11 protein-coding genes are annotated in these 13,375 nt (G+C 59.4%); 9 read left to right on the top strand and 2 right to left on the bottom strand.

Annotated elements, in window-relative coordinates; translation table 11 throughout:
- Positions 1-8: 8 nt before the first annotated feature.
- From VY732_RS08745 to VY732_RS08735, 3 genes are all read left to right on the top strand, one after another.
- Complete coding sequence (locus VY732_RS08745; RefSeq protein WP_331695194.1) at positions 9-2,162, top strand: mechanosensitive ion channel family protein; 2,154 nt, start codon at positions 9-11, stop codon at positions 2,160-2,162.
- A gap of 64 nt (positions 2,163-2,226) precedes the next feature.
- Entirely contained in the window at positions 2,227-3,561 is a 1,335-nt protein-coding gene (locus tag VY732_RS08740; protein WP_331695193.1) for an amidohydrolase, read from the top strand.
- Between the two features lie 755 nt (positions 3,562-4,316).
- Positions 4,317-5,618, top strand: coding sequence for an IS4 family transposase (locus tag VY732_RS08735; RefSeq protein ID WP_331695843.1), 1,302 nt, complete (start codon positions 4,317-4,319; stop codon positions 5,616-5,618).
- A 107-nt stretch (positions 5,619-5,725) separates the two neighbouring features.
- Here VY732_RS08735 and VY732_RS08730 read toward each other — a convergent pair whose 3' ends face one another.
- Positions 5,726-6,439 (bottom strand): UTRA domain-containing protein, encoded by a 714-nt coding sequence (locus tag VY732_RS08730; protein WP_007916338.1) that lies wholly within the window; start codon positions 6,437-6,439, stop codon positions 5,726-5,728.
- A gap of 351 nt (positions 6,440-6,790) precedes the next feature.
- On the opposite strand from VY732_RS08730, the gene VY732_RS08725 reads away from it, so the two are divergent.
- The 6 genes from VY732_RS08725 to VY732_RS08700 all read left to right on the top strand — a co-directional run bounded on the left by VY732_RS08725 (position 6,791) and on the right by VY732_RS08700 (position 12,227).
- Positions 6,791-7,858: an ABC transporter substrate-binding protein gene (locus VY732_RS08725; protein WP_077571761.1), complete on the top strand. Its 1,068-nt coding sequence runs from the start codon at positions 6,791-6,793 to the stop codon at positions 7,856-7,858.
- A gap of 182 nt (positions 7,859-8,040) precedes the next feature.
- Positions 8,041-8,847: an alkaline phosphatase family protein gene (locus VY732_RS08720; protein WP_116032914.1), complete on the top strand. Its 807-nt coding sequence runs from the start codon at positions 8,041-8,043 to the stop codon at positions 8,845-8,847.
- Between the two features lie 5 nt (positions 8,848-8,852).
- Positions 8,853-9,689: an ABC transporter permease gene (locus VY732_RS08715; protein ID WP_185057816.1), complete on the top strand. Its 837-nt coding sequence runs from the start codon at positions 8,853-8,855 to the stop codon at positions 9,687-9,689.
- Between the two features lie 31 nt (positions 9,690-9,720).
- Positions 9,721-10,476, top strand: a complete 756-nt coding sequence (locus VY732_RS08710; RefSeq protein ID WP_442968569.1) for an ABC transporter permease — start codon at positions 9,721-9,723, stop codon at positions 10,474-10,476.
- Positions 10,473-11,462, top strand: a complete 990-nt coding sequence (locus VY732_RS08705) for an ABC transporter ATP-binding protein (RefSeq protein WP_007916331.1) — start codon at positions 10,473-10,475, stop codon at positions 11,460-11,462. The genes VY732_RS08710 and VY732_RS08705 overlap by 4 nt, the downstream gene beginning before the upstream one ends.
- A 111-nt stretch (positions 11,463-11,573) precedes the next feature.
- Entirely contained in the window at positions 11,574-12,227 is a 654-nt protein-coding gene (locus VY732_RS08700) for an HAD family hydrolase (protein ID WP_331695192.1), read from the top strand.
- Positions 12,228-12,374: 147 nt separating this feature from the next.
- Here VY732_RS08700 and VY732_RS08695 read toward each other — a convergent pair whose 3' ends face one another.
- Positions 12,375-13,337 carry a zinc-binding dehydrogenase gene (locus VY732_RS08695; RefSeq protein ID WP_331695191.1) on the bottom strand — a complete coding sequence of 321 codons (963 nt, stop codon included), beginning with the start codon at positions 13,335-13,337 and terminating at the stop codon, positions 12,375-12,377.
- Positions 13,338-13,375: the final 38 nt, after the last annotated feature.

The following is a 13,375-nucleotide window of genomic DNA, read 5'->3' as shown; positions in this document are numbered from 1 at the left end:
ACCGCCTAGTGTTCGCTCGTCTTTTTGCTTTGCCCAGCCTGTTCCTCGTCTGCCTGATGACGCTGTTGCCGCTGGCCCCCGCCCACGCGGTCGGTTTACCCGGTCTGCTCAACACCAACAAAGCCCAACCGGAAGCCCAGGAACCGCTCGGCCAGTCCCTCGACGAAGTCATCAAGTCGCTGGAAAACGACAAGCAACGCGCACAGTTGCTGACCGATCTGAAGAAGCTGCGCGACGCCACCAAAAAGGCCCAGGCCAGCCCCGAAGAAGGCGTGCTCGGCTTGATCGGCGGCACCCTGTCCAACTTCGAAAAACAATTCACCGGCGCCGACAGCCCGCTCAACCGCTGGGGCAACGAGTTCGACTTGGCCAAGGAAGAGCTGAGCGGCATGATGTTGCCGGCCAACGAATGGCTGCCGATCATCTTCGGCTTCGCCATGATCCTCGCGGTGTGGAGTCTGCTTGCCGCCGCGCTGATCTGGCTCGGCCATCGCGTGCGCATGCGCTTCGGCCTTACCGAAGAATTGCCGCAACACCCCAAGGCCCTCGACATGCTGCGCTTCGCTTTGCGCAAGCTCGGGCCGTGGCTGATCGCGTTGGTGATGACGGTCTACATGAGCTACGCCCTGCCGTCGTCGCTGGGCAAAAGCCTGGCGATGGTGCTGGCCTATGCGCTGGTGGTCGGCACCTGTTTCTCGGCGATTTGCGTGATCGCGTTTTCCCTGCTCGATGGCCCGCACCGCCACCGTGCGCTGTACATCCTGCGTCATCAGGCATTTCGGCCGCTGTGGCTGATCGGCAGCTTCGCCGCGTTTGGTGAAGCGCTGAATGATCCGCGCCTGATCGAAAGCCTCGGCGTGCACCTGGCCCACACCGCCGCGACCATCGCCAATGTCCTCGCGGCACTGTCGACCGGTCTGTTCATCCTGCGCTTCCGCCGACCGATTGCGCATCTGATTCGCAACCAGCCGCTGTCACGGCGCCTGACCCGCCGCGCCCTCAGCGACACCATCGAAATCCTCGGCACCTTCTGGTACGTGCCGGCGCTGGTGCTGGTCGGCATCTCGCTGTTCGCCACGTTCGTTTCCGCCGGCGACACCAGCACGGCATTGCGCCAATCGCTGATCTGCACCGTGCTGCTGGTGATGTGCATGGTGATCAACGGCCTCGTGCGCCGCCACTCACTGAAACCGCAACGCGGGCCAAAACGTCATGCGCTGTACTCCGAACGCCTGAAAAACTTCTTCTACACCCTCGCGCACCTGGTGGTCTGGCTGGTCTTCATCGAACTCGGCCTGCGCGTGTGGGGCCAGTCGCTGATCGGTTTCGCCGAGGGCGATGGGCATGATGTCAGCGTCAAACTGTTCAGCCTGATCGGTACGCTGATTTTCTCCTGGCTGATCTGGATCCTCGCCGACACCGCTGTGCACCACGCCCTCACCCGCTCGCGCAAAGGTCTGGCAAATGCTCGTGCGCAAACGATGATGCCGCTGATTCGCAACGTGCTGTTCGTGGCGATCTTCATCATTGCGCTGATCGTCGCGCTGGCGAACATGGGCATGAACGTCACGCCACTGCTGGCCGGTGCCGGCGTGATCGGTCTGGCCATCGGTTTCGGTGCGCAATCGCTGGTCGCGGATTTGATTACTGGCCTGTTCATCATCATCGAAGACTCACTCGCCATCGATGACTACGTCGACGTCGGCGGCCACCTCGGCACCGTCGAAGGCCTGACCATCCGCACCGTGCGCCTGCGCGACATCGACGGCATCGTCCACACCATCCCGTTCAGCGAAATCAAAAGCATCAAGAACTACTCACGGGAGTTCGGCTACGCGATCTTCCGCGTCGCGGTGCCGTACAACATGGAAATCGACGATGCGATCAAACTGATGCGTGAAGTCGGCCAGAAGATGCGCACCGATCCGCTGCAGCGGCGCAACATCTGGTCGCCGCTGGAGATTCAGGGGGTCGAGAGTTTCGAATCCGGCAGCGCGATCCTGCGCGCACGGTTCAAGACCGCGCCGATCAAACAATGGGAAGTGTCCCGAGCCTTCAACCTGTCGCTCAAACGCCATCTCGACGAAGCCGGGCTCGATCTGGCAACGCCGCGCATGAGCGTGCAAGTGATCACTGCCGGCGGTGGCGAACCGAAGGAATAGCACTCAGGCGCGCGGTTGCAGTCACAGGCAGGGAAGCCCGACAACAATAATCAAGGAGAAACCGATGCAACTGACGCGCATTGCCCAGGCCGTTCTACTCACCCTGTTCGCCAGCCACGCCGGCGCCGCGACGCTGGAAAATACCCGCACGCAAATCGCCGAACAAGCGCAAAAGCTCGAGCCCGAGCTGCTGGAAACCCGCCGCGACATCCACGCTCATCCAGAACTCGGCAACACCGAAAAACGCACCGCCGAACTGGTCGCCAAACAACTCAAGGCCATGGGCCTGGAAGTCAAAACCGGCGTCGCCCGCACCGGTGTAGTCGCTGTCCTCAAAGGCGCCCTGCCCGGCCCGACTGTGGCTTTGCGCGCCGACATGGACGCACTGCCGGTCAAGGAAGTCTCCGACCTGCCCTTCGCCTCGAAAGCCAAAGGCACCTACCTCGACAAAGAAGTCGACGTCATGCACGCCTGCGGCCACGACGCCCACACCGCGATCCTGCTGAGCACGGCGAAAATTCTCACCGGCATGCGCGCCACCCTGCCCGGCACCGTAGTCTTCTACTTCCAGCCCGCCGAAGAAGGCCCAAGCGACTTCATCCCCGACGGCAAAAACACCTGGGGCGCGAAAATGATGGTCGAGGAAGGCGTGATGAAATCGCCAAAACCCGACGCGGTGTTCGGCCTGCACGTCTGGGCCGGCGTCCCCGCCGGCCAGATCGCCTACCGCCCGGGCGCCACCCTCGCCAGCTCCGACGACCTGCGCATCAAAATCCTCGGCAAACAGACCCACGCAGGCCGCCCATGGGACGGCATCGACCCGATCACCGTCGGCGCGCAAACCATCGTCGGCCTGCAAACCGTGGTCAGCCGCCGCACCGACATATCCTCTTACCCGTCAGTCGTCAGCATCGGCACCATCAACGGCGGCACGCGCTACAACATCATTCCCGAATCCGTGGACATGACCGGAACGATCCGCTCCTACGACTACGGCATCCGCCAGAAACTGCATACCGACGTACGCCAGACCGTAGAAAAAATCGCCGAAAGCGGTGGTGCAAAAGCGGATGTCACCATCATCGAAAAATACGACCCGACGATTAACAACCCGGCACTGACGGAAAAAATGCTGCCGACACTGAAGTGGGCGGCCAAGGATGATGTGGTGAATGCACCGCTGGTGGGTGGCGCGGAAGACTTTTCTTTCTATGCCAAGGAAGTGCCGGGGCTGTTTGTGTTTTTGGGCGTCACGCCGCGGGATCAGGACATGAGCAAGGCCGCGCCGAATCACAATCCGGGGTTCTTTGTCGATGAGTCGGCGTTGGTGGTGGGCGTGAGGACATTGGCGTCGTTGGCGACGGATTATTTGTATGCCAATGCGGGGGTGGGCGAATAGGGATGAGGTGACTGTGGGGGCGCCTTCGCGAGCAGGCTCGCTCCCACATTTGGACCGTGTGCAGCCTGTCAGAAACAGGTCGGCTGTCAGGCCGCTTTCGCGAGCAAGCTCGCTCCCACATTTGGATTGTGTGCAGTCTGTCAGAAATGGGTCGGCTGTCAGGGCGCCATCGCGAGCAGGCTCGCTCCCACATTTGGACCGTGTGCAGCCAGTTAGAAATTGGTCGGTTGTCAGGCCGCCATCGCGAGCAGGCTCGCTCCTACAATTGGACCGTGTGCAATCTGCGCAAATCAGGTCGGCTGTCAGGCCGCCATCGCTGGCAAGCCAGCTTCCACAAGGATTGAGTCCAACCGCTTCTGCTTCTCACCACTCAACACAATGAGCGTTAGCTCGAGTACCGCTTTTGATCTTGCCGTGCCGGCCCCTTCGGCAGGCTGAGTGGAGGGGTCTATCCGGGGGTGGGCGCGCAGCGCCGTTCGACGAAGTCGAACACATCGAAAGTAGGTGCAGCGAAGCAAACCGGAAGCGATGCCCCCGGATCGATCCCGGAGCGAAGGAACCCCGAGCCCCAGCGAGCGGGCCGAACGCCGGGGCCTAGCCTTTTGCTTACTTTTCGGCGTCTGGAAAAGTGAGTCGCTGTAAGAGCCATCCCTTTCAAGGTCTTCGGTAAAATCCCCTGAAATTTCATTCAGGGATCCCAAACGATGTGGGCCGATGTTCTAGCGCGTTTCGAGAAAAAAGCACCCGCCAGTGTCATGGCTAAATTGGCGCTGGAGCAGGCTATTGCCCCTGAGTGGGTCGATCAGGTTTTCGAAGAGCATCGGCAACGGCAGTATTCTCGTGAGCTACTGTTCTCGACCATCGTCAAGCTGATGTCCCTTGTTTCATTGGGCTTGAAGCCATCCCTGCACGCCGCCGCGCGGCAACTGGAAGATCTTCCTGTCAGTTTGGCGGCTCTCTACGACAAGATCAGTCGTACCGAGCCGGCGCTGTTGCGCGCCCTGGTTACGGGCTGCGCTCAACGCCTGACTCCAACCATAAAAGAGCTGGGTTGCACGACGATGCTGCCGGGTTGGCAGGTTCGGGTAGTGGACGGTAATCACTTGGCATCCACTGAGAAACGTCTGGGAGCTTTACGTCACGAGCGCGGCGCCGCTCGTCCCGGTTTTTCGGTGGTGGCCTACGACCCCGACCTCGATCAGGTCATCGACCTTCAGGCGTGTGAGGATGCCTACGCAAGCGAGCGTGTTTGCGTGCTGCCGCTGTTGGCTGATGCCGAGCCGGGCCAAGTGTGGTTGGCTGATCGACTCTATTGCACGCTCCCGGTCATGGAAGCTTGTGAGCAGGCCCAGACCTCCTTTGTCATTCGCCAGCAAGCCAAGCATCCACGCTTGATTCAAGAAGGTGAGTGGCAAGAGCCGGTGCCTGTGGAAACAGGCACTGTGCGTGAGCAGGTCATCCAGGTCAGAGGCGGTTACCAATGTCGGCGTGTCGAACTGACGCTTCATTCGCCAACGGACTCGGGAGACAGCAGCTTGATGTTCTGGAGCAACCTACCCCAAAGCGTCAGTGCACAGCAGATCGCAGAGCTCTATCGCCGCCGCTGGAGCATTGAAGGTATGTTCCAGCGACTGGAAGCGATTCTGGAAAGTGAAATCGAAACCCTTGGCAGCCCGAAGGCTGCCTTGCTCGGGTTCGCTACTGCGGTATTGGCCTACAACGTCCTGGCCGTCCTCAAACGAAGTGTCGAGCAAGCTCACCGGGAGACTCAACCTGAAGGATGGGAAGCTTCCATCTATCACTTGGCGGTTCAGGTCAGGAGTGGTTATGAGGGAATGCAGATTGCACTGCCCTCAGAATATCTTCCCGTTGTCCCTCTGGAGCAACTGGCCCAACGCCTGTTGGAGTTGGCCAGAAACATCCAGCCCAAACAAGTTGCGAAAAGCCCCCGCGGTCCCAAGGTGCCTAAACCCAAGACATGGGTTCAAGGTACAGCGGTCCATGCTCATGTCTCAACGGACAGAGTTATCAAGGCTGCCAAAACGAAAAGACCTTGAAAGGGATGGCTGTAAGAGCGAAACCGTCAGCGGCAGCACCCGAAGCAACGGATATACACCCAAAACCCCAAGAACCTGGTCGGCCCACAGGCCGCCAAGGTCAAAGCTCAAACCACATCAACCCCAACGTGAATCGCATCATGCCGCCAAAACTCCAGATCACAATCAATCAACCGCTCATGCTGATCATAATTAACCCGAGCAATCCGCAACCCCGGACTCCCCACCGACACCCGCAAAGCCGCCGCCGCATCCACCGACAATGACGTAGGCACAATCTCAAAACGCACCCGCCCATAGTGCAAATCGTAATGCCGCGCATACAACTCGGTCATCGACTGATTCAAATCAAACTCAAGAATCCCCGGAAAAAACTGCGGATTCAAATAGTGCTCCACATACAACACCAAGCGCCCATCAATACGGCGTGACCGGCAAATCTGAATCACGCTCGACAACGCCGGCAACTGCAACCAGGCACACACCGCCGCAGACGCCGGCTGCAACCGCGCCGAAATCACCTCGGTCGACGGCACCCGCCCTTGCGCACTGACCATCGCGTGAAAGTGACTGCGCTGCATCAGGTTATAGGCCAGACGCGGCGGCGAAACGAACCAGCCACGGCGCTCCTCACGATAAATCTGTCCCTGCGCCTCCAGTTGCAACAACGCCTCTCGCACAGTAATCCGCGTCGTACCGAACAACTCACTGAGCTTGCGCTCGGCCGGCAACTTGCTGCCCGCCGCCAGCAACCCGTGATCGAGCTGTTCCTGCAGCACCTGGCCGATCGCTGTCACCGCTTTTGTTGCCTCATCGCGCATCAACGTTACCTACCTGGACTAGACCAGCACTGTTTCGGGGCAAAACCGCACGGCAATCGAGCCGTTTCCTGATGATGCAAGCCTAGGCAGTGCAGATGACCGAGAGATGACAAAACTACCGAACGGTCGTCTTCACGACTTGCAATACATCGGCCAAGCCCCTTGCGCTCCGGGCCTTTGAGCATGGTCTACGCTTATCTGGCAGCCGCCAATACCGGGCAAATAAAAGGCCCGCCGCAAGGCCGCCGACATCAAAGTGTCATCCAGCCCCCTTAAATTGGCTCAGGTATTGCTGACCTAGACCAACACATACCGCAATCGCAGCGTTGAACACGACCAAGGAGCTTCGGAATGAAACAGCTTTTCCTGGCAACACTGTTAGGCTCGACCATTGCAATGTGCACCTCCGCCATGGCGGCCGGCACCGATCTGAAAACCCTCGAAGCCGCTGCGAAAGCGGAAGGCGCCGTCAACAGCGTCGGCATGCCGGATGACTGGGCCAACTGGAAAGGCACCTGGGAAGACCTGGCCAAGACCTACGGCCTGAAACACATCGACACCGACATGAGTTCCGCCCAGGAAATCGCCAAGTTCGCCGCCGAGAAAGACAATGCCAGCGCCGACATCGGCGACGTCGGTGCCGCCTTCGGTCCGATCGCGGTCAAGCAAGGCGTGGTGCAACCGTACAAGCCAAGCACCTGGGATCAGGTTCCAGACTGGGCCAAGGACAAGGACGGCAACTGGGCACTGGCTTACACCGGCACCATCGCCTTCATCGTCAACAAGAAGCTGCTGCACGGCTCCGAAGTACCAACCAAATGGGCAGACCTCAAGGGCGGCAAATACAAGGTCTCCATCGGTGATGTGAGCACCGCTGCACAAGCCGCCAACGGCGTACTGGCCGCAGCCCTGGCCAACGGTGGCGACGAGAAAAACATCAAGCCTGCGCTGCTGCTGTTCGCCGACATCGCCAAGCAAGGTCGCCTGTCGATGGCCAACCCGACCATCGCCACCATGGAAAAAGGCGAGATCGAAGTCGGTGTGGTCTGGGACTTCAACGGCCTCAGCTACAAAGCCAAAATGGCCAACCCGGATGACTACGTGGTGCTGATCCCGTCCGACGGTTCGGTGATTTCCGGCTACACCACGATCATCAACAAGTACGCGAAAAACCCGAACGCCGCCAAGCTGACCCGCGAATACATTTTCAGCGACGCCGGCCAGACCAACCTCGCTCGCGGCAACGCCCGTCCGATCCGCGCCGAACACCTGCAACTGCCGGAAGACGTGAAAGCCAAGCTGCTGCCGAACGAGCAGTACAAAAAGGTCACTCCGATCAAAGACGCCGATGCGTGGGAAAAGACCTCCAAAGCCCTGCCACAGCAGTGGAACGAGGAAGTCATCGTAGAGATGAAATAAACCGGCTGATCACCGATGCATGATCTGAAACAAATCCCCATGTAGGAGTGAGCCTGCTCGCGATAGCGGTAGTTCAGTCAACATTGTCGTTGAATGTTCAACAGCTATCGCGAGCAGGCTCACTCCTACAGGGGATCTCGGCTTAATCTGAAATTTCCTGTTTTCGCGGAGTTTTTGCCCCTATGAAGCACAACGTCATCCTTGTCGTGCTCGACGGCCTCAACTACGAGGTCGCGCGTCACGCCATGGGGCATCTGCAGGCTTATGTTGGCGCAGGACGCGCCGCGCTCTACCAGTTGGAGTGCGAACTGCCGGCCCTGTCCCGACCGCTTTATGAATGCATCCTCACCGGCGTACCGCCGATCGACAGCGGCATCGTCCACAACAACGTCTCGCGCCTGTCCAACCAGCGCAGCATTTATCACTACGCCCGCGATGCCGATTTGAAAACCGCGGCGGCGGCGTATCACTGGGTCAGCGAGTTGTACAACCGCTCGCCGTTCGTAGCCGCCCGCGACCGCCACACCGACAATCTGTCGCTGCCGATCCAGCACGGGCATTTCTACTGGAGCGATCACTACCCGGACTCGCACCTGTTCGCCGACGCGGAAAACCTGCGCCTGCGCCACGATCCGAACTTCCTGCTGATTCACCCGATGAACATCGACGACGCCGGGCACAAGCACGGCCTCGACTCTTCGCAATACCGCAACTGCGCGCGCTCGGCCGACATCATCCTCGCCGACTACTTGCAGAGCTGGCTCGACGCGGGCTATCAGGTATTGGTGACTGCCGACCACGGCATGAACAACGATCGCTCGCACAACGGCCTGTTGCCGGAAGAGCGCCAAGTGCCACTGTTCGTCCTCGGTGACGCCTTCAGCCTCGACGCTGGCGCCGCCCCCAAGCAGACGGAAATCTGCGGCACCGTCTGCGAACTGCTCGGCGTGCCCCACGACAAACCTGTGTGCCGGGAGTTGCTCAAGTGAACTCAATGACTCGCGGCAAATGGCTGGCAGCCCTGTGCGTGGTGCCCTTCGCGCTGTTCTTTATCGTCTTCGAAATCGCCCCGCTGACCTGGGTGATGATCAGCAGCCTGCAATCGGAAGAATTCGGCTGGAGCTTGGCCAATTTCAGCAAGATCTTCAGCTCGAAGTTCTATTTGCAGGCGATCCAGTACAGCCTCGAAATCAGTTTCTGGTCGAGCGTTTTCGGCATCATCATTGCCGTACTCGGTGCGTATTCCCTGCGCCGGGTAGATTCGAAACTGCGCAATTTCGTGAATGCCTTCGCCAACATGACCAGCAATTTTTCCGGCGTACCCTTGGCCTTCGCGTTCATCATCCTGCTCGGTTTCAACGGCAGTATCACCATCATGCTCAAGCAGTCCGGGATCATTCAGGATTTCAACCTGTACTCGAAAACCGGGCTGATCATCCTTTACACCTATTTCCAGATTCCTCTTGGCGTGCTGCTGCTCTACCCGGCCTTCGACGCCTTGCGTGAAGACTGGCGCGAGTCGGCCGCGTTGCTCGGCGCCAACGGCTGGCAGTTCTGGCGACACATCGGTTTGCCGGTGCTGACCCCGGCGTTGCTCGGCACCTTCGTGATCCTGCTGGCCAATGCCCTCGGCGCCTACGCCACGGTGTATGCGCTGACGACGGGCAACTTCAACGTCCTGCCGATCCGTATTGCAGCGATGGTCTCCGGCGATATTTCCCTCGATCCGAATCTGGCCAGCGCTTTGGCCGTGGTGTTGGTGGCGTTGATGACCATCGTCACCGTCGTGCATCAACTGCTGCTGAAGAGGAGCTACCATGTCTCGCGCTGAATCCGGCCCGGCCGGCCTCTACCACCGCGTCGTGGTTTATCTGCTGTTCGCGATCCTCTTGCTACCACTCGTAGGCACGCTGGTTTATTCGATCGCCAGCAGTTGGTCAGCGACCATCCTGCCCAGCGGCTTCACCTTAAAGTGGTACATCCAGTTGTGGAGCGATCCGCGCTTTCTTCACGCGTTCGGTCAGTCTTTGCTGGTGTGCGTCGGCGCGCTGGTGCTGTCGGTGGTGCTGATTCTGCCGCTGCTGTTCGTGGTGCATTACCACTTCCCGAAACTCGATGCGCTGATGAACATCCTCATCCTGCTGCCCTTCGCGGTGCCGCCGGTGGTGTCGTCGGTGGGTCTGTTGCAGCTCTATGGTTCCGGGCCGATGGCGATGGTCGGCACGCCGTGGATTCTGATCGGTTGCTACTTCACCGTGGCACTGCCGTTCATGTACCGGGCAATCACCAACAACCTGCAAGCGATCAACCTGCGCGACCTGATGGACGCCGCACAACTGCTCGGCGCCAGCACCTTTCAGGCAGCGTTTCTGGTGGTGCTGCCGAACCTGCGCAAAGGCCTGATGGTCGCATTGCTGCTGTCATTCTCGTTTCTGTTTGGTGAGTTCGTCTTCGCCAACATCCTCGTCGGCACGCGCTACGAAACCCTGCAGGTGTACCTGAACAACATGCGCAACAGCAGCGGCCACTTCACCAGTGCGCTGGTTATCTCGTATTTCTTTTTCGTGCTGGTCCTGACCTGGATCGCCAACATCTTGAACAAGGACAAAAGCGAATGAGCTACGTCAGCGTCCAACACCTGCAGAAAAGCTACGCCGGCACCACGGTGTTCAGCGACATCGACTGCGAAATCAACAAAGGCGAGTTCGTCACCCTGCTCGGCCCGTCCGGTTGCGGCAAGTCCACCCTGCTGCGTTGCATCGCCGGCCTGACGCCGGTGGATGGCGGTAAGATCCTCCTCGATGGCGTCGATATCGTGCCATTGAGTCCGCAGAAGCGCGGAATCGGCATGGTGTTCCAGAGTTATGCGCTGTTCCCCAACATGACCGTCGAGCAGAACGTCGCCTTCGGTTTGCGCATGCAAAAGGTCAACGCCGACGACAGCCATAAACGCGTTTCCGAGGTGTTGAAACTGGTTGAACTGAACGACTTCGCCAGCCGCTATCCGCATCAACTGTCCGGTGGACAATGTCAGCGCGTGGCCCTCGCCCGTTCGCTGGTCACGCGTCCGCGTCTGTTGCTGCTGGACGAGCCGCTGTCTGCACTGGATGCGCGCATTCGTAAGCACCTGCGTGAACAGATCCGCCAGATTCAGCGCGAACTCGGCCTGACGACGATTTTCGTCACCCACGATCAGGAAGAAGCGCTGACCATGTCCGACCGGATTTTCCTGATGAATCAGGGAAAAATCGTACAAAGCGGCGATGCCGAAACCTTGTACACCGCGCCAGTTGATGTGTTCGCCGCCGGCTTCATCGGCAACTACAACCTGCTTGATGCCGACGACGCATCGAAGCTGTTGCAGCGCCCGATCAACCACCGCATCGCCATTCGCCCGGAAGCCATTGAACTGAGCCTGGAAGGCGAACTCGACGCGCAGATCCGTAGCCACAGCCTTCTTGGCAACGTCATCCGCTATCGCATCGAAGCGCGTGGCGTGGAACTGGTGGTGGATGTGCTCAACCGCTCGGCGGCCGATCTGCATCCCGACGGTCAGCGTCTGGCGCTTTCCATCGATCCGACGGCCCTGTGTGAAGTAGCTTAAAAGCAGCTGCAAGCTTCGAGCTACAAGCTTCAAGTTGTAGACTGCGACGTACTTGATTCCAATTCTTGCAGCTCGACGCTTGTAGCTCGCAGCTGTTCTCGGAGAGAACCGATGGCTTTGGCAATTTTTGATCTGGACGAAACGTTGATCCACGGCGACTGCGCCACCCTCTGGAGCGAGCAGATGGGGCGCCTCGGCTGGGTCGATCCCGAGTCGTTCATGCGCAAGAACAACGAACTGATGGACGCCTACAGCCATGGCAAATTGCGCATGGAAGAGTACATGGAGTTCAGCCTGGAGCCGCTGATCGGCCGCACGCCGGAAGAAGTCGAGCACTTGGTCGGGCCATGGGTTGAAGACTTTATCGAACCGATCATCTTCAGCGACGCGACCAAAACCATCGCCGCCCACCGCAAGGCCGGCGACCGCATTCTGGTGATCTCGGCGTCGGGCACGCATCTGGTCAGACCGATTGCCGATCGACTGGGCATCGATGAGATTCTCGGCATCGAACTGGAAGTCGCCCATGGCGTTTACAGCGGCCATACCGTCGGCACCCTGACCTACCGCGAAGGCAAGATCACCCGCTTGCTGGAATGGCTGGATGCCGAAGAGGAGAACCTCGAGGGCGCGAGTTTCTATTCCGACTCACGCAATGATCTGCCGCTGTTGCTGAAAGTGGATTTCCCACACGTGGTGAATCCGGACCCAGTGCTGCTGGAGCACGCCGAAAAATCCAACTGGCCAATCCATCTCTGGAAATGAAAAAGATTTAATCTGCACAGGCAGGCTGATATTCCAAACCTGAGTTCGACCCGATGCATCAGGTCGATGTAGCCCGGCAGAACAACCCGGTCAGTCCCCTCTCCCTTTGGGAGAGGGTTAGGGTGAGGGGCTTCTTCTACCTGGAAGTCAGCTCAGGCTATCGTCGATCACCAATACCAACTTCCCGGAAACAGTATTGCTCGCCAACTCCGCAAACGCCGCCTCGGCATCCTTCACCGCAAACGCCTTGGCCAACTGCGGACTCAACCGCCCTTCAGCAAACAGCGGCCACACCTGCTGACCCAGATCACTCAACAGATCCGCCTTGAACTGATCGTCACGACTGCGCAACGTCGAGCCCAGCAGTTGCACACGCTTGGCCAACACCTGCGCCAGATCCAGTTTGGCCTCACGACCACCCATCAAACCGATCAACACCCAACGGCCGTCCAGCGCCATCAGTTTGAGGTTCAGCGCCGAATAATTGCCGCCGACCGGATCGAGAATCACATTGAACGGCCCGAAATCACGCAGGCTCTCCAGATCATCGGTGCGCAGCACCCCGCCCTGCGCACCCAGCGCCTCACAGTAGGCCAAACGCTCGGACGAACCGACGCTGACCCAACACGGATTGCCGAACGCCTTGCACAACTGAATGGCGGCTGAACCGATTCCACTTGCGCCGGCGTGCAAGAGAACTTTCTCACCCGGTTTGAGCGCCGCAAGTTGAAACACATTCAGCCAGACTGTTGCATAAACCTCGGGCAATGCTGCCGCCTCGATCAGCGAGACGCCTTCGGGAACCGGCAGCACGTGCCGCCCGTCGACGACCACCTCTTCGGCCATGCCGCCCCCGGCCAGCAAGGCGCAAACCCGATCGCCGACCTGCCAGGCACTGCCCGCGCCGACCTCGCTGATCACCCCGGAGCACTCAAGACCGAGTACCTGGCTGGCCCCTGGTGGTGGCGGATAGAGCCCTGCTTTCTGTAATAAATCGGCGCGATTGAGGCCTGCTGCTGCCACTCGAATGCGGACTTGTCCTACATCGCACGTAGGACTCGGCTCTTCAACCCATGCCACTTGACCGTCAACGCCTTGCAATGCCTTCACAGTGCCTCCATAGTGAGTCTGGACTGAGCCCGAAGCTG

It is taken from the genome of Pseudomonas sp. ZY71, from assembly GCF_036542145.1.
In the GTDB taxonomy this organism is placed as follows: Bacteria; Pseudomonadota; Gammaproteobacteria; order Pseudomonadales; family Pseudomonadaceae; genus Aquipseudomonas; species Aquipseudomonas koreensis_A.
The sequence above is the reverse complement of the archived record's forward strand: the minus strand, read 5'-3'. Positions and strand labels throughout refer to the sequence as shown.

Bases quoted from the DNA above. Each gene is read 5' to 3' on its own strand.
- VY732_RS08730 (WP_007916338.1), bottom strand. From the start codon at position 6,439: ATGCGCGATGAGGCAACAAAAGCGGTGACAGCGATCGGCCAGGTGCTG.
- VY732_RS08735 (WP_331695843.1), top strand. From the start codon at position 4,317: ATGGCTAAATTGGCGCTGGAGCAGGCTATTGCCCCTGAGTGGGTCGAT.
- VY732_RS08715 (WP_185057816.1), top strand. From the start codon at position 8,853: ATGACTCGCGGCAAATGGCTGGCAGCCCTGTGCGTGGTGCCCTTCGCG.
- VY732_RS08740 (WP_331695193.1), top strand. From the start codon at position 2,227: ATGCAACTGACGCGCATTGCCCAGGCCGTTCTACTCACCCTGTTCGCC.
- VY732_RS08700 (WP_331695192.1), top strand. From the start codon at position 11,574: ATGGCTTTGGCAATTTTTGATCTGGACGAAACGTTGATCCACGGCGAC.
- VY732_RS08720 (WP_116032914.1), top strand. From the start codon at position 8,041: ATGAAGCACAACGTCATCCTTGTCGTGCTCGACGGCCTCAACTACGAG.
- VY732_RS08725 (WP_077571761.1), top strand. From the start codon at position 6,791: ATGAAACAGCTTTTCCTGGCAACACTGTTAGGCTCGACCATTGCAATG.
- VY732_RS08705 (WP_007916331.1), top strand. From the start codon at position 10,473: ATGAGCTACGTCAGCGTCCAACACCTGCAGAAAAGCTACGCCGGCACC.